Annotated in this window: 15 protein-coding genes; 9 read left to right on the top strand and 6 right to left on the bottom strand. The window is 63.0% G+C overall.

Annotated features, from left to right (window positions below; genetic code table 11):
• Together ACMUJL_RS10185 and ACMUJL_RS10180 are read left to right on the top strand one after the other, a co-directional pair.
• Positions 1 to 3123: an efflux RND transporter permease subunit gene (locus tag ACMUJL_RS10185; RefSeq protein ID WP_375568538.1), complete on the top strand. Its 3123-nt coding sequence runs from the start codon at positions 1 to 3 to the stop codon at positions 3121 to 3123.
• Positions 3124 to 3153: 30 nt separating this feature from the next.
• Positions 3154 to 4008, top strand: coding sequence for an SDR family NAD(P)-dependent oxidoreductase (locus tag ACMUJL_RS10180; RefSeq protein WP_375568540.1), 855 nt, complete (start codon positions 3154 to 3156; stop codon positions 4006 to 4008).
• Positions 4009 to 4272: 264 nt separating this feature from the next.
• Here ACMUJL_RS10180 and ACMUJL_RS10175 read toward each other — a convergent pair whose 3' ends face one another.
• The 3 genes from ACMUJL_RS10175 to motA are packed head-to-tail and all read right to left on the bottom strand — an operon-like array spanning position 4273 to position 5850.
• Complete coding sequence (locus ACMUJL_RS10175) at positions 4273 to 4692, bottom strand: hypothetical protein (protein WP_138177169.1); 420 nt, start codon at positions 4690 to 4692, stop codon at positions 4273 to 4275.
• A complete protein-coding gene (locus ACMUJL_RS10170; protein ID WP_068294300.1) occupies positions 4685 to 4987 on the bottom strand; it encodes a hypothetical protein in 303 nt (100 codons plus the stop codon). Before ACMUJL_RS10170 ends, ACMUJL_RS10175 begins: the two co-directional genes overlap by 8 nt.
• Positions 4984 to 5850, bottom strand: a complete 867-nt coding sequence (gene motA / locus ACMUJL_RS10165; RefSeq protein ID WP_375573951.1) for a flagellar motor stator protein MotA — start codon at positions 5848 to 5850, stop codon at positions 4984 to 4986. The genes ACMUJL_RS10170 and motA overlap by 4 nt, the downstream gene beginning before the upstream one ends.
• Before the next feature lie 136 nt (positions 5851 to 5986).
• Between motA and ACMUJL_RS10160 the strand changes: the two genes are divergently transcribed.
• Positions 5987 to 7084, top strand: coding sequence for a hypothetical protein (locus ACMUJL_RS10160; RefSeq protein WP_375568543.1), 1098 nt, complete (start codon positions 5987 to 5989; stop codon positions 7082 to 7084).
• 20 nt (positions 7085 to 7104) lie between these two features.
• Here the strand turns inward: ACMUJL_RS10160 and ACMUJL_RS10155 are convergent, their stop codons facing one another.
• On the bottom strand, positions 7105 to 7788 hold the full coding sequence (locus tag ACMUJL_RS10155) for a response regulator transcription factor (RefSeq protein ID WP_068294295.1): 684 nt from the start codon (positions 7786 to 7788) through the stop codon (positions 7105 to 7107).
• Positions 7789 to 8181: 393 nt separating this feature from the next.
• Here ACMUJL_RS10155 and ACMUJL_RS10150 point away from each other — a divergent pair, with 393 nt between their 5' ends.
• The 6 genes from ACMUJL_RS10150 to ACMUJL_RS10125 all read left to right on the top strand — a co-directional run bounded on the left by ACMUJL_RS10150 (position 8182) and on the right by ACMUJL_RS10125 (position 13796).
• Positions 8182 to 8646, top strand: coding sequence for a MucR family transcriptional regulator (locus ACMUJL_RS10150; RefSeq protein ID WP_068294292.1), 465 nt, complete (start codon positions 8182 to 8184; stop codon positions 8644 to 8646).
• A 77-nt stretch (positions 8647 to 8723) separates the two neighbouring features.
• The gene (locus ACMUJL_RS10145; protein ID WP_416914242.1) at positions 8724 to 9773 is read left to right on the top strand and encodes a flagellar motor protein MotB; all 1050 of its coding nucleotides are present in this window, start codon (positions 8724 to 8726) and stop codon (positions 9771 to 9773) included.
• Between the two features lie 408 nt (positions 9774 to 10181).
• A complete protein-coding gene (locus tag ACMUJL_RS10140) occupies positions 10182 to 10955 on the top strand; it encodes a hypothetical protein (RefSeq protein ID WP_138177166.1) in 774 nt (257 codons plus the stop codon).
• Between the two features lie 97 nt (positions 10956 to 11052).
• On the top strand, positions 11053 to 11793 hold the full coding sequence (locus ACMUJL_RS10135) for a sigma-70 family RNA polymerase sigma factor (protein ID WP_375568548.1): 741 nt from the start codon (positions 11053 to 11055) through the stop codon (positions 11791 to 11793).
• 10 nt (positions 11794 to 11803) lie between these two features.
• Positions 11804 to 13117, top strand: a complete 1314-nt coding sequence (locus ACMUJL_RS10130; protein ID WP_375568550.1) for a hypothetical protein — start codon at positions 11804 to 11806, stop codon at positions 13115 to 13117.
• Between the two features lie 10 nt (positions 13118 to 13127).
• Positions 13128 to 13796, top strand: a complete 669-nt coding sequence (locus ACMUJL_RS10125; RefSeq protein ID WP_416914241.1) for a flagellar hook assembly protein FlgD — start codon at positions 13128 to 13130, stop codon at positions 13794 to 13796.
• A gap of 16 nt (positions 13797 to 13812) precedes the next feature.
• Here the strand turns inward: ACMUJL_RS10125 and ACMUJL_RS10120 are convergent, their stop codons facing one another.
• Together ACMUJL_RS10120 and ACMUJL_RS10115 are read right to left on the bottom strand one after the other, a co-directional pair.
• Entirely contained in the window at positions 13813 to 14310 is a 498-nt protein-coding gene (locus ACMUJL_RS10120) for a hypothetical protein (protein WP_138177163.1), read from the bottom strand.
• Positions 14311 to 14482: 172 nt separating this feature from the next.
• Positions 14483 to 15223 carry a flagellar basal body L-ring protein FlgH gene (locus ACMUJL_RS10115; protein WP_068294442.1) on the bottom strand — a complete coding sequence of 247 codons (741 nt, stop codon included), beginning with the start codon at positions 15221 to 15223 and terminating at the stop codon, positions 14483 to 14485.
• Positions 15224 to 15270 lie beyond the last annotated feature (47 nt).

Here is a 15270-nt window from a genome sequence, read left to right as displayed (position 1 = left end):
ATGGACACGGTCTTCTTTCGCCAGCCGCGTCTTGTGTTGCTGGCGCTTCTTGTGATCCTGTCGGCGGGCATGTCGGCACTGGTGTCCATCGGGCGGCAGGAAGACCCGACCATCACCAATATCTTCGCCACGATAACCACCGTCTTTCCCGGCGCGGACCCGGCAAGGGTCGAGGCGCTGGTGACCGCCAAGATCGAGACCGAACTGCGCACGATCCCCGAGATCGCCGAAGTGTCCTCGACCTCTTCCACCGGCATCTCGGTCATTTCGGTCGAATTGATCGAAACCGTCCCGCCTGAAACCATCGAGCAGCTCTGGGCGCAGGTCCGCGATGCGGTGACGGATGCGCAGCGGGAGTTTCCGGCGGGTGTTCTGGAGCCTGATTTCGACAGCGACGGCGCGGGCGGCTATGCCGCGATCTTCGCCCTGACCATGCCCGAAGGCTTCAGCCTGACGCGTGCCGCCCGTGAGGCCGAGGCGCTGGCCGACCGGCTGCGCCGCGTGCCGGGCACCAGCCTTGTCGACCTCCATGGGGTGCCTGAAGAGGAAGTTCTGGTCACGCTGACCCCTGATCGGGCCGCCGCCCTTGGCCTGACCGCCGATGAAGTGTCCGCCGCGATCCGTGCGGCCGATGCCAAGGTGCAGGCGGGCCGGTTGCGCGGCGACGAGACCGATCTGGTGCTGGGCATCACCGGCGAGATCACTTCGCTTGACCGTCTGCGCGCGGTGGTCCTGCGCGAGGATGCAGCGGGCCGTGTGACGCTTCTGGGCGATGTCGCCCGGATCACCCGCGGCCCGCGCCTGCCGCTGGCCGAGGCCGCGCTGTTTCAGGGCCAGCCCGCGATCCTTGTCTCCGCCAAACTGAGCGAGGGCTTGCAGGTTGATCGATGGACGGACGACATCCGTACCGCCGTCGATGCACAAGCCGAGGCACTGCCCTGGGGCCTGTCGATCGAAACCGTCTTTGACCAAAGCCGCTATACGCTGGAGCGTCTGGCCGAAGTCGGAATGAACATGCTTGTCGGCGTTGTCCTGGTCGTGGCGGTCCTGTTCGTCACGCTGGGCTGGCGATCGGCGCTGATCGTGGCGATGGTTTTGCCTGTCGTATCGCTGGCCTCGGTTGCCACGCTCAATGCGCTGGCCGTACCGATCCATCAGATGAGTGTCACCGGCCTTATCGTGGCGCTGGGCCTGCTGGTCGATGCGGCCATCGTGATGACGGACGAGGTGGGCAAGCGTCTGAGCGCGGGTCTGACCCGGCTGGAGGCGGTCGCGGGGGCGGTGCGCCGGCTGACGATGCCGCTGGCTGCCTCGACCATCACCACGATCCTGTCCTTCTTGCCGCTTCTGCTGTTGCCGGGTCCGGCTGGTGATTTCGTCGGCTCCATCGCCATCTCGGTGATCGTCATGCTGGCCTGGTCCTTTGTCGTGGCCATCACGATCACCCCCGCCATCGCCGGGCGTTGGCTGCGCATGGGCGATGGCCAGCCCGCGCGCGATGGCCTGCTGATGCGCGGCTTTCGCGCGCTGTTGACCCTGTCGATGGCCAATCCGCTTCGCACTGTGGCACTGTCGCTGGTTCTGCCGGTGATCGGTTTCCTGTCGCTGCCGACACTGACACCACAGTTCTTTCCAGGGGTCGATCGTGACCAGTTCCACATCGAAGTGGATCTGCCACCCGGCACCGGCATTGCCGAGACGATGCGCGTTGTCCGCGAGATTGACGCGCGACTTGCGGCCGAGTCGGATATCATGGACGTCGCATGGGTCATGGGTCGGTCGGCACCCGCCTTCTACTACAACATGGTCGGCGGCCGCGATCAGGCACCCGCCTTTGCGCAGGCGCTGATCCGCACCGCATCGCCTGTCGCGACCGAACGGCTTCTGAGCGATCTTCAGATCACGCTGCCGCCCGCCTATCTGCAGGCGCGCCTTGTCATCCGCAGCCTGACCCAAGGCCCGCCGATCAATGCGCCGGTGGAATTGCGCCTTGTGGGTCAGGATATCGACGCGCTGCACCGGGCGGGCGACGACCTGCGGCTGCTGTTGGCCGAGGTGTCGACCGTGGCCATGGTACGCACCGGCATTTCTGGTGGCTCGCCCAAGCTGACGCTGGAAGTGGACGAGGCCCGCGCGCGCCTGCTGGGCCTTGATCTGGGCCAGGTCGCACGGCAGATGGAGGCGGGGCTGGAAGGCGTCACGGGCGGCTCGCTGCTGGAGGGGACCGAGGAGTTGCCTGTGCGCGTGAGACTGGGCGCCGGGCTGCGCGGTGATCCGGTGGCCATCGGTGACATGCCGATCCTGCCGCCGGGTTCGGCGCATGTCGCAGGTGCGGGCCAGTTTCCTGCCGTGCCGCTGTCAAGTTTGGGCACCCTGCAGCTGGAGCCGTCCGAAAGCACGATCACCCGGCGCAATGGTGAGCGGGTGAACACCGTGCAGGCCTTTCTGATGCCCGACGTCTTGCCCGCCGTGGCCTTGGCCGAGGCCATGGCGCTGCTGGAGGCGGACGGCTACGCCCCGCCAGACGGAATCCGACTTGAAACCGGTGGCGACAGTGACGCGCGCAACTCGACCGTGCAGGCGTTGATCGCGCCCCTTGGCCTGATCATCACCCTGTCGATCGCGGTCGTGGTGATGACCTTCAACTCGTTCCGCCTGACACTGATCGCCTTCACGGTTGCAGGGCTGTCCGCGGGGCTGTCGATGCTGGCGCTGGCGGTGTTCGACTATCCCTTCGGGATCAATGCGATCATCGGGGTGATCGGCTCGATCGGGGTGTCGATCAACGCTGCCCTGATCGTGCTGTCTGGCCTGCAGGAAGACCCGCGCGCGTCAGCGGGCGATCGCGCGGCGATGGTCGATGTGGTGGCGGGCTCTGCCCGGCACATCACCTCGACCACGATCACCACCTTTGGCGGGTTCCTTCCGCTGATCCTTGACGGTGGAGGGTTCTGGCCGCCCTTCGCCATGTCTGTGGCAGGCGGCGTGGCGCTTGCGGTGACGCTTGCCTTTGCCTTCACCCCGCAGATGTTCGCCTTGACCGTTTCACGGCGAAAACCGGGGGCAGGTCACCCGGTCGCCGGTCAACCAGAAATAACGCCGCTTCGCCTTGCGGGCGAATGACATCAACGCCACGGGAAAGGGCGATCCATCATGACCGGAACGACAGGTAACGACAATGTCCTCAAGCGCCGTTTCGGCCCGACGGCCCTGATCACCGGGGCCAGCGACGGCATCGGCCGCGCCTTCGCCCTGCAATTGGCAGAGCAGGGCTTCGACCTGGTCCTCGTTGCGCGAAGGGACCCCGTGTTGCAGGAACTTGCACTGGATCTGGGCACCCGTTTCGGCGTCGATGTGCGCGTGCTGGCCATGGATCTGTCGGATCCCCTGGCAGTACCAGAGCTGATGCGCCAGACCGAGACCGCGCCGATAGGGCTTGTGGTGGCCGCAGCCGGGTTCGGGTCGATCGGGGCATTCCTTGATCGGGATGTCTTGAGCGAGGTCAACATGGTCGATCTCAATTGTCGGTCGGTGGTGGAACTGTCCTTCGGGTTCGGGCAGCGCATGGCCGCGCAAAGACGTGGCGGGCTGGTGTTGTTCGGCTCGCTCGTGGGGTTCAACGGCGCGCCCCTGTCGGCCACCTATGCCGCCACAAAGGGCTTTGTTCAGAGCTTTGCCGAAGGCATCGCGGCCGAGATGCGCCCCCATAGCGTGAGTGTCCTGTCGGTCGCCCCCGGCCCGGTGGGCACCGGATTTGCCGCCCGTGCGGGCATGCAGGTGGGGCAGGCAGCCACACCCGAAATGGTCGCGCGCGGCGCACTCGCCGCTTTGGGGAAACGGACCACCGTCAGGCCGGGTTTTCTTGCCAAGTTCCTTGGCTGGTCGCTGGCAATGTTGCCGCGCTGGGGCCGCGTGCAGGTGATGGGCGTCATCATGAAGGGCATGATCGCCAGGGACAGCGCCCAAAAGCCTTCTCGGGATGCAGGTGCTTCCGTGACCAGAGGCTGACGACATGACCGCCGCGACGATTGCCGTGGCGGGGCTCTGTTGCGCAAATCGGCTGATGGCCGATATTCGCCTGTTCGTGGTCAGAGCTGTCCGCCGCCATGAGGGGCAGCCCCAAGGGTCTCGTTTCCGGGGGCAGTATCCTCCCTTTGGCAAGGCCGCCGGTTCATCTGGGGGTCGAACCGGGTGGACAGCGCGCCGCGGCGCTTGGGCGCTTCACGACAGGCTGCCAGTTGCTTTGTCCGGCTTTGCGCCGGGGCAGGGCATCTATGGCCGCACGGTCCAGCGCATCAGCGTCAGCGCATCTGCTTCCTTGGTCTCATGCGCCTCGCGAACCTGGCGGAGGCGTTGCTTCGTCTGATCAAGCGCAAGCCGGATGGTCGATATGTCGCGAAACTGATCAAGCACCGTTTGTTCCAGCGCTTCGATCCGCGGGGCGACCTTTTCCAGCGCCTTGTCGATCTGCGACACCTCGTTGCGGATCGCGCGGATATAGGACCCGACATAGGGGGCTGACTCGAGCGTGATGGTCCGCGCCTCGGTCTTGAGGCGCATCAGAAGATCGGATCGCGTTCTTTCCAGCACGGCGACATGTGCCCGCAATGTTGCCAGTTCGCGGGCCTCGGCGGCCATCTCGTGCCGTCTGAGCCTTTCAAGCAGCGACAGTGTGCGAAGCCTGTCAGTCATTCTGCGTTTGCCTGTCGACGGTCCGCACCCTGAAGCTGCCTGCCCCATCGACCAGCGCAGCCCGCATGCGTGCCATGATGTCCGCCGGAAAGGCGTTGCGATCCGCCGGGGGCGTGACCGACACAGAGGGCCGTGGCGCGCCCAGCGGTATCGCCTGGCCGCCGAAGGGCGTCTCTGCCTGTGCGGGCGTGTCCTTGGGCGTCCCGCCTGCGGCGATCGCATCAGTACCCGCGCCAGCCATGGCAACTGCGATCACAAGGGCGCGGAGTCCCGCGAAGGCCGGGCCCTGCATCATATCGCCGGAAGCTCTTTCTGCGCGGCTTCGACCTTGTAGAAGTCGGGTTGCTTGTTGCTGGGGATGTTCCCGCGTCCGATCTCGACGCAGATGTTTGGCGGGTGGTTCGCCACCATCGCGACAAAGATGTCGCGGATGATCAGGTAGAAGGCTTCGTCCTCATCCTCGATCTGCTTCAGGCGGCCCGAAATCGGCTGCACCATGCAATAGGCCAGGAACACGCCCAGGAAGGTTCCCACCAGCGCGCCGCCGATCATCTTGCCCAAGACCTCCGGCGGCTGGTCGATCGAGGCCATCGTCTTGATCACGCCAAGAACCGCAGCGACGATGCCGATTGCCGGTAGCCCGTCCGCCATCGTCTGGATCGCCCCGGCCGAGGCCAGCGCCTCGCGGTGATGTTTCTTGATCTTGCGGTTGATCACGTCCTCGGTCTGGTATTTGTCATCGAACTGCATCGACAGCATGCGGAAGCTGTCCGTGATCAGCTCTGTCGCGAAATGATCGCTCAGGATCGCGGGATAGCGCTGGAAGATGCTGCTTTCCTGCGGCTTCTCGACATGTTCATCCAAGGCGATGATGCCCTTGGTCTTGTAGAGCCGGGCCAGCTCATACATCAGGTTCAGAAGCGCCTCGTAATGCGTGGCCTTGAACTTGGGACCCTTCACGACCTTCCCCAACCCGCGCAGGGACGACTTCAGCACCGTGGTCGAGTTGGCGACCACGAAGGCGCCAATCGCCCCGCCCCCGATCATCATGCCTTCGTAGGGAAGTGCGTAAAGCACGATGTCCATTTTGCCGCCCGACAGCATGAAGCCGCCGAAAACCAGCCCGAAAACCATTGCAAGCCCAAGAAAGATCGTCATGCACCACCCGCCATAGTTGCGCAGAGCCGGGTCCAGCACGCGGCCCGCTGCCAATATCTTTTCTTTCCGTATAATTGACATTTACACAATAATAAACAAGAATAGACATGTATAAAATCAAACAGAGGTTGGTGGCATGAGCGGTTCGGGCACATTTGTATACCTGCTTGAAGAGGAAGCGGTCGCCGCGATGCTGTCCGGTTGGCCTGCCGACATGCAGGTGGCCGTGTGTCTGACACCCGGCGGAGGTTGCGATCTGGCGGTCCATCACCGCAGCGAACTGTTGCGTGTGCTGGGCCGGATCGCGACCCTGCATGGATTGCACCCGCAGGATCTTCATGTTGCGCCGCGCGTCGAGGGGTATCCCACGCGCAAGGTTCTCTTTTCGGAAGAGCAGCAGCTGTTGTCATTCGTGGCCGACAGCCCGAACCTTGCCGAACTGGCGTCGGACTACGCGATCAACTACCGCTTTGCCCGGGACGAAGGGCTGGACCCGGACATGCTGGCCCGTGCGGCTGTCGGCAAGCGACGGGTTGCCCGAAAGGCCAAGGCGCCCCGGACGTCTCCGTCAGCGACGGCAACAAGCCCGATGTCGCCGCGTTCCGCGGCATTCATCACGCATCTGTCCTTGCCCTCGGGCTATGCGGCACCCACACCGGCGCAGCGGCAGGAATGCACTTTTGTCGATGGCCGCCTGACGCGCGTCGGCGACAAGGTGCGCCTTGTCATCGCGCCGGACAAAGCGAAGGGCACTGAGCCTGCGATCGTGGTGGCACGCATCGGATGCCGCGATGATTTCGCGCGGTTCGTGCTGCCACGTTCCCTGTTGGCGGCGTGGTCGCCCGATAAGGCGGCCCTGTTCGAGATACCCGTCGATCTGTTTCCGCAGGCCGTCATCGACCGATACATGCGCGAGCCGCATCACTGCCAGGTTACGGTGACGGTGCGGGGCGTTTTCGTGTCCTTCGGTGCGCCGGTGGCTGCGAAACCGGAAGAAATCCGCCCCCTTGCCCCATCTGCCCCCGTGGCGGCCGCGCGTCCCAGGCGCAGGCTTTTCAAATCCGTGCATGTCGCGGTCGTGGTGCTTGTCGCCATGATGGTTGCAACCGGCCATTTCGCAACCGCACTTGATCGTGATCCGTTGCGTACGGCGTCTACCTACGATTCAGGCTTTGGGGCGGATGCCGCACTTGACCTCATGTCGACGATGGCCCGCGCGGATGCAACGGAATAGGACCCGCCGGGCAGGCTTGCCTAAGACGCGTCGGACCCGTCGGGCGATTGCATGAGGTAGCCCTTGGACCGGATGGTCTGGACCAGGTACCGTTCGCCGAAGGTGGCATGCAGTTTCTTGCGGATCTTGGTGATGTGCACATCGAACTTGCGGTCACCATAAAGCCAGTCCGATTGATCCAGTTGCTGTGACAGCTGGTTGCGCGTCACGATCTCGCCCTTGTTGGCATTCAGGATGCGCAGGATCTGACTTTCTACCGGGGTGAATTGTGCCTGAGAGAATAGGGGCGTTTCGGGCGGCGTTCCACCGTCCATCATTCCGGCCTGCCGCATGCGAAGGGACAGGCGCGCCGCGAATTCGCGCGGTGGATGGGGCATGCGCAGCACATCATCTGCCCCGGCCGTCAGCGCATCGGCAGAGCTGTATTCATCCGCGATGTGGTCGATGACGATGATCAGCCAGTCGGGCAGCTGCTGGCGGCATTCGGCAATCTGCGCCGGGCCCAGGATGGCATCTCTTATACCGACGATCAGGATCCCCACGGCTGGTGCATCGCGCAGGGCGCCTTCGGTGAAGATGGCGGGGCAATAGTCCTTGCTGATCGAAACGGTCTTGACGCCAAGTGTCTTGATCTGGGTCGAGAGGCTGCGCGCGAGGACATCATCCGTTTCCCTGACGACGGCAAGCTCTGGCAATTCCCCCATCTGTGAACAACTCCCGGATCTGTTTTTCTCGTGAAGGTCATGAACCGGAATCACTATTGAAACACGATGCAAGGTTGCGTTTCGCCGCTGAAAGCGTGGGCCGAATTTGCCTGTCGAAAAACTCGGCCACTTCCTTATCGATAACCCTTAAAGTCTTTGATGCTCAACCCCAAAGCGGTTTCTGAATTTTAAACAACCTGAAATTGCTGGACTTTTTTGCTTTCCAGTGCTTGCCTATCTAAAGAACAGTTGTCTTTCGCCCCAAACTATGCAAATCTATCCATGCCTATGATCGAAGAATTCGATGTTCCGTCGATGAAGCCTGACGACTGCACGTAGTCCGAGCGTCAATCATTGTGGTCGGAAAGGCTTTCCCACAGTAGAGGGCATCCAATGACCAAAACCGATCCAAAGGCGGACATGCTTGCTGCTGTCGCCGCTGCCTATGCGTCACGGACCGATGTGTCCGCCGACGATATCATTGCGCTCGTGGCACGGCTGCGCAGCGAATTCAGCGAGGCCGAGACAGCCCCGGTTGCGGACAACGCGCCCGTGAAGGCCCTTGCCCGCACCGAGCCTGCGATCCCGATCGACAAGGCCGTCACCACCGACAAGGTGTTCTGTCTGTGCTGCGGCAAGGGGTTCAAGATGCTCAAGCGTCACTTGGGTGCCGAGCATGGGCTGACCGAGGCGGCATATCGCGCCATGTTCGGTCTGTCTGAAGACATGCCCCTGGTCGCCCCCAGCTATTCCGAGCGCAAGGCGAACTATGCCCGCAGGGTCGGCTTCGGAAAATACGACAGGGGCGATGCGGGTGCCGGGAATTCGGATGCCGAGGAAAACCAGAGCATTTCCTGAACATTCAACCAGTTTGATCGAGCCGCGCAAAACGGGCTGGATCAGACTGATGTTGCCAGCCTGAAGGGTGTGGATCATTGGCTGACAAGAACATCATTGTCATCAAGAAAAGCGATGATCACGGGGATCATGACCACCACGGAGGGGGCTGGAAGGTCGCATATGCGGACTTCATGACCGCCATGATGGCGTTTTTCCTGATGCTGTGGATCGTGTCGGCGGCGGATGACAAGAAGCTGCAGGGGCTGGCCGAATTTTTCACCCCGACCGAGGCATCCGACATCATCGGTGGTCGGGGCATGCTTGATGGGCAGGTCTTCGGCCCGGACGGGGTTTTCAGCGGTGTGGCTGGTCAGGATTTCCAGCTTCAGCCCCCCAGTTTCGGCCGGGACGAACCGGTGTCGCCCCCTGATGCGCCGCCGCGCCAGCTGGATCCCACCGTTGTCGTTGAATACTCGGTTTTTCCCTTGCCCGAAGACAAGGGCGAACGCGATGTGGATGCATCGGCCACGGCCACCGGCCAGGAAGGCATGGTCGAAACCGATCCCGAACTGATCGCGGAACTGGTGGCGCGTGCCGAAAAGCTGGACCGTGTCGCCGATGAGATCGAAGCGGCCGTGAACGAAAACATGGCGCTGGTCGAATTGGGGTCCAACCTCAGGATCGACAGGACGCCGGATGGTCTGCTGGTGCAGATCGTGGATCAGGAAAACCGCCCGATGTTCGCGTCAGGCAGCGCGCGCATCGATGGTGCCATGCTGGCCTTGGTCCAGATCATCGGGAATGCGGTGACCGATCTGCCCTATCCGCTGGCCATCACCGGCCATACGGATGCCGTGCCATTCACCTCGCGCGCAGATTACGGCAACTGGGAGCTTTCGGCGGACCGCGCCAACACGACCCGGCGCGCACTTGAAGCAGCCGGGGTCGCATCCGGACGGATTTCGCGGGTGTCGGGCCTGGCGGATACCATGCCGTTGAATCCGGCTGTGCCGACAGCGCCCGAGAACCGCCAAATCACGATGCTGCTGATGTATCCCGAGCCCGTCGGACGGGGCGGGGCAGGGCAGGGCGACAGCCAGCCCGGCGGCGGTGTCGCGACCGGCCGGCAAGAAAATTCAGACTGATAGCTGTTATCGGCCCTGACCGGTACGTGCGCGCCAGCCCATCTTCGCAGGGTGGTGCCGCACCATTTTTTTGCGCGTTGGGCGTGTATGGGTATCAAAAGATTTGTCAAGTATCCAAATGGTTAAATCGCAACAAAGGCGCGTGATGATCACACAACCTTGACGTATTTTCCTTTACGTAAACCTCTCGCTCTGGATGCAATGAAAATCACCTTGTTTTTGTACGGTTTTTTCTTTGCCATCCGCAGCAGAGTCGAAATCCCGCTCTAGACGTCGGCACAATATGTAGCGAAAACCCTCAGATGCTGGCTACAGATTGTAGATTTTCTTAACACTTCAATTCTTTAAGAAACGTTAACGTCAACCTATCATGTGTTTGGCTGGGGTATGGGATGGTGGATTTTCTGCATGCGACAAGACCGACTTCTGGAATTGATCTGGCAGGGCGATGTCAAGCTTGGCCAGGGGCCGGGTGCCCGCCGTCTGCAGCGCGCGATGGCTGCTTTGCTGCCCCTGCGGATGGTGTGCCTCGGGGCCACCTCCGGTGTGGATCGCAGCTTCCTGATGACCGACGATACCGAGCTTCTGCCAGAGCTTCCGATCGGCGATGTGCTGGTCGAGGAATTGTCGATCGACGTGCCTGCCGGATCGCTTGTCGTCGTGCGCGAGGCGGATCTGCTGTCCAGGCCGATGCTGGATGACGAAATCTCTTATGATGTGGGCGTGCTGGTCGCCGAGGCGTTGCTGGGTGTCATTCGTAGCAGGGCCTTCCCGGTCGCAAGGGAAACCGACGCGCTTTACGCCATGGCCCGATCCTATCACGCGATGATCGGTGGCTCGGGTTTCATGCATCTTGGATTGGTGCCCGCGCAGTTTCGCGTGGGGCTTGCTGCCGGGCTGTGTACCTATTGGGCCGGTACGCGATCCGCGCGCAGCGATACCAGCGGTCTCTTTCTGCGGCCCGATTTCCTGACCTGTCCCCGCCTGCTCAATTACCTGCGGGATCTGGACAGCAATTTCACGGCACCCGACCGGATCCCTGTCGGGCTGATGCTGTTTTCCGGTGGGCCCTGCGGCTACGGGGATTGGTTGGCACAGGTTGCAAGGCGCGTCAGTGCAGAACTTGATGGCCATCTCGCCAGATCCTGCGATGGCGGCAGTCAGAAAGAGTTGCGCATTTGACATCTGTCTGCGCTTTAATCTTGCGTTAACCATATATAACTTTGTGAATACGCTTATCTATGTATGAGTATGCTTGTAGTATATGCAGGTAGTCATCGTGATAAGCACCCTTCAGGCAGCATTGCGCGAACCGCTTCTGACCGCCGATACCGAACGCGATGCGATCCGGCGCTGGCAGGACGAAGGTGACAGGCGCGCGCTGGAGCTTCTGCTGCGCAGCCATGCGCGGCAGGTGTGGTCGCAGGCCTTGCGTTTTGCCGACAACCCCGTGGACCTGGACGATCTCGTGGCCGAAGGCATGGTCGGTTTGATCCATGCGGCGGATAACTTCGATCTCAAGCTGAACCTGCGGTTCTCGACCTATGCGGCGTTCTGGATCACCAACGGTGTACTTGCCGCACTGGCCCGGATCGGTACGGTGATCGACATGCCGGTGCGGACCTATCTTGCCGCACGCGCCGGGCGATTGCAGTCCGAGGATGCGGATCTGTCCCATCTGGCCAGGCAAGGGGCGCTTCCGCTTGATGACGATGGTGACGGTCCGTCGCTCTCCGATCGTCTTCCCTGTTCCTGCCCGAACCCGGCGGAAACGGCGGAAATGAAGTCTGCGCAGAAACGGATCAACCGGATGCTGGCGCAAGCGCTGCGCTCTCTCGACCCGACCGAACAGGCGATCATCCTGCGCAGAAGGCTGGCGCTGGACCCGGAGCCAGTCGAAGCCGTCGCCGCTGACCTGGGAATGACCGTGCAAAGGCTGCGGCAGGGAGAGACGCGCGCGTTGACCCGGTTGCGGCGTGATCTGCTGGCGTTGGGTTTCAACCGCGCCCTGCTCCATTGAGAGACCGAGAATGATGATGCCCCCTTTTGCCGGTTTGAAGGCGCTTTTCGCGGCCACGCAATCCACGGACATGACCGACCTGCAAAAGAAACCGGGGGCCGCGGCGGCCGCTCTTGCCGGCATGGGGGGCACGCCCAGGGCAGACCCGGAACAGGTCGTGCAATTTGCGCAACTGCTGGCTGCTGGCCGGTTGAAGGGGGCATCGACCCTTGCGCCTGGTCAGGTCCAGATCGCGTTGCCCGGCGATGCCGCGACGCGCGGTGCCGCTCTTGCCGATCTGGCCGCCGAGACCAAGGCGCTAGCGGCGTCTTTCCTGGCAGAGCCGGGAACGCCTGCGCCCGACGATGTCGTGGCGGCTTTCGTGGCCCTGTTGCAGCAATTCGACGCGGCAACCGGCGGGGATGCCATGCAAGTGCTGGGGGCAGGCCTTGAAGGGCTGGACGCGGCGGGCCTTGCCCGGATGGAAGAGGCCGCCACCGATCCCGCATCGCTTCTCGAGGCGTTGGCCGGTCTTGTCGGCATCCCGGTTGCGGATAACCCCGGATGGCTGGCGCGTTCCCTGTCGGACCCGAAAGAGGGTGTATTGCCGGCCCAGGGCGAACCGAAACGCCCCGCCCCCTTGATCATGCCTAAGACGAGAGAGGGCGAGCAGGTCTTCGCCAGCCGCGATGTCGGGATGCAGCCCGTTCCGGCAATGGACAAGGTTGCAGCATCACTGCAAGCCGCAACACCGGCCGAGGCGCGCTTTGATGTGCGCGCCATCGTCGCCACTGCGCTGGCGAACGCAGGCGGCGGCGCCGAGGGCGATGCGCTGCCGATACCCACGCCGCCATCTGACGCGCGCCCTCTGGCCGTCAGCCCCATGGGCGCAAGCCCGGCGGATATGGCGCGACCGTCCGAAGCCGGGCAACCACCGGCCTCTGGTTTCGCGCGCAACCTTGCCCAGCAGATCCGCAGCGCGACCCTGACCGAGGGGACGACGCGCATCGCCCTGGCCCCGCGCGGGCTGGGCGAGATCGAGATCGACATGGGCCCCGACGAGGCGGGAAACCTGCGCATCATCTTGCGCGCAGAAAATCCCGCAGTGCTGCACGCGCTGCGCGGCGACCGTGATGGCCTTCTTCTGGCCCTGTCGCAGGGCGGGGCGGATGTGCGGGACGCCGATCTCGGTTTCGAGGATTTCAGCCAGCGGCACCGCCGTGATGCCGAAGAGACAGAAGCACCGCGGGGCCGCAGCCCGGAGCGCGGTATCGAACCTGCCGCCCCGATCGGTGCGGAACCCCGCAGGATCATCGGGGCCGGCAGGCTGGACATGTTAACCTAAAGGACAAGCCATGGAAATTTCACCCAGCACGGCAACCGGTGGCCTGACGACGACAACCGACTCGAACATCGCCAAGGACAAGCTTGATACCGACTACCAGAGTTTCCTGAAGCTACTGATCGCGCAGGTGTCGAACCAGGATCCGCTGGAACCGATGGATTCCACGACATTCGTGTCGCAGTTGGCCCAGTTGACGCAGGTCGAGCAATCGATCGTGACCAATGCCAACCTCGAAAAGATCGACACGAGGCTGAGCAATGTCGAGTCGCTCTCGGATGTGCAGCTGATCGGGCGCGACGTGACCGTTCCCACGGACCGGATCGAGTTGCGCGATGGTCAGGCCGCCTTCACCTATGCCTTGTCGCGTGATGCGACCGATGTCGCCATCCGGGTCATGACGGCGGATGGAACGGTCCTGCGCGAAATGACGGGCCAGCCCGGCATCGGCGGCACGGATCATGCCGTCACATGGGATGGGCGAGATGTCGATGGCCTGCCGGTGCCCGATGGCGTGTTCCGTGTCGAGGTGCTGGCGCGGGATTCCGCCGACAACGCCGTGCCGTATGACACGTCATCGACAACCCGCGTCGAACAGCTGAGCTTTGCCGGGGGCGTCACGACCATGTTGCTGCGCAATGGTGACACGGCCTTTGCCGGAACCGTGACCGCCGTGCGCTGACGCTGCGGCGCGCGAATCAGTTGAAGCCGACGTCGTGCTTGTAAAGGGTCAGGAACAACACGTCCTCGACGTCGGCGAACTCTTCCTGGAGGTCCGACTTGATGCTGCCCGACAGAAGCTGTGAATCGATGGCGACACCACGCAGGACCGGGGTTTCTGCCGCGCGGGCCATCGCGCTTTCGATGGCCGCCTGCAGCAGCGCCGCATTCTGCGGGATCTTGTAATGCGCGGCGCGTTCCGCGTCGGCCACTGCCACCGCCACATCCGCGACGACAAAGGTCACGCTTTCCCGCTTGCGCACCGGCATGGTCACACTTTCCATCTTGATCAGATGCGGGCCGGGTGTTGCCGGGGCGGGGGATTTTTCCACCTCATCCGGTGCGGGCTTTTCGGCGGCTGCCGCGTTGATGCTGGATTCCGCCGCGCGCAGGATCGCATCCGCTTCGGCTGCGGATGATGCCGCCGGGTCGGCCGGTGTCGTGCTGTCATGTGCTGCGGGTGCTGCCTCATGCATGGCGGATGCATCCACAGGATGTGCGCCTGCGATAAGGCTGCCTGCAAAATACCCTGCAGACGCAAATGTGCCGACGGCAACGACCGCGACGATGGGGAATAGCTTCATTCCGTGACCCGAGCCTCCGATTCCTCTCGGAGGGATCGCACGGGAATGCGGTCAGACTTCAGCCTTAGTAGGGCAAAATGATGTCTACCACGTCTTCGCCATAGCTGCGCTGCTGCTGGCGCGACAATTGCCCACGTCCACCATAGGTGATCCGTGCCTCGGCCACCTTGTCGTAGGGGATCGTATTGTTCATGCGGATGTCCTGCGGGCGGATGATTCCCGCGACCCGCAGTTCGCGCAACTCTTGGTTGACCTTCACTTCTTGGCGTCCCGCGATGACCAGATTGCCGTTCGGCAGTTTCTGAACGACCAGTGCGGCCACCTTGAGGTCGATGGATTCCCCGCGGTTTATGGACCCTGAACCTGACGCCTCGAATGTCGAACTCATGTCGATGATGTCACCGGTCGGCAAGTTGTCGAGGCCAAGAAGGCCCGGAAAACCCGCATTGCCCGAGCCTGATCTTTCCCTCTGGCTGGCGTTGCGCAACTGCGCCCGGTCGTCGATGCGGATGTCGATGGTCAGGATGTCGCCCACGCGCGAGGCGCGCTGATCGGCAAAGAAACCGCCCGAACTGCGCTGCCACAGGGACGAGGCTTCTGCCCGCTGATAGGTGCGCGGTGCGTCAGGCGGGGGCATGGGGACCTGCACGAAAGAGGCCTCGGGGATCGTGCCGTTGGACACCGAAATGTCGGACACCTGCGGATCGCGGTTGAACGCGTCGCGCGGATCGCCGCAGGCCGACACCAGGGCAAGGGCGGCAAGTGCCGCGCCCAGGCGCGCACCAAGCGTTGGGTTGCAGCGCATGCCGCGCGTGATTGATCTGTTGCGCGATTGATGCGCGGGGCGGGACG

Source organism: Seohaeicola sp., from assembly GCF_048006315.1.
GTDB lineage: Bacteria > Pseudomonadota > Alphaproteobacteria > Rhodobacterales > Rhodobacteraceae > Seohaeicola.
The sequence above is the reverse complement of the archived record's forward strand: the minus strand, read 5'-3'. Positions and strand labels throughout refer to the sequence as shown.

Coding starts and splice junctions, on each gene's coding strand:
- ACMUJL_RS10150 (WP_068294292.1), top strand. CDS start 8,182: ATGACCAAAACCGATCCAAAGGCGGACATGCTTGCTGCTGTCGCCGCT.
- ACMUJL_RS10175 (WP_138177169.1), bottom strand. CDS start 4,692: ATGACTGACAGGCTTCGCACACTGTCGCTGCTTGAAAGGCTCAGACGG.
- ACMUJL_RS10140 (WP_138177166.1), top strand. CDS start 10,182: ATGCGACAAGACCGACTTCTGGAATTGATCTGGCAGGGCGATGTCAAG.
- ACMUJL_RS10130 (WP_375568550.1), top strand. CDS start 11,804: ATGATGATGCCCCCTTTTGCCGGTTTGAAGGCGCTTTTCGCGGCCACG.
- ACMUJL_RS10155 (WP_068294295.1), bottom strand. CDS start 7,788: ATGGGGGAATTGCCAGAGCTTGCCGTCGTCAGGGAAACGGATGATGTC.
- ACMUJL_RS10120 (WP_138177163.1), bottom strand. CDS start 14,310: ATGCATGAGGCAGCACCCGCAGCACATGACAGCACGACACCGGCCGAC.
- ACMUJL_RS10160 (WP_375568543.1), top strand. CDS start 5,987: ATGAGCGGTTCGGGCACATTTGTATACCTGCTTGAAGAGGAAGCGGTC.
- motA (WP_375573951.1), bottom strand. CDS start 5,850: ATGACGATCTTTCTTGGGCTTGCAATGGTTTTCGGGCTGGTTTTCGGC.
- ACMUJL_RS10180 (WP_375568540.1), top strand. CDS start 3,154: ATGACCGGAACGACAGGTAACGACAATGTCCTCAAGCGCCGTTTCGGC.
- ACMUJL_RS10115 (WP_068294442.1), bottom strand. CDS start 15,223: ATGCGCTGCAACCCAACGCTTGGTGCGCGCCTGGGCGCGGCACTTGCC.
- ACMUJL_RS10170 (WP_068294300.1), bottom strand. CDS start 4,987: ATGATGCAGGGCCCGGCCTTCGCGGGACTCCGCGCCCTTGTGATCGCA.
- ACMUJL_RS10125 (WP_416914241.1), top strand. CDS start 13,128: ATGGAAATTTCACCCAGCACGGCAACCGGTGGCCTGACGACGACAACC.
- ACMUJL_RS10185 (WP_375568538.1), top strand. CDS start 1: ATGGACACGGTCTTCTTTCGCCAGCCGCGTCTTGTGTTGCTGGCGCTT.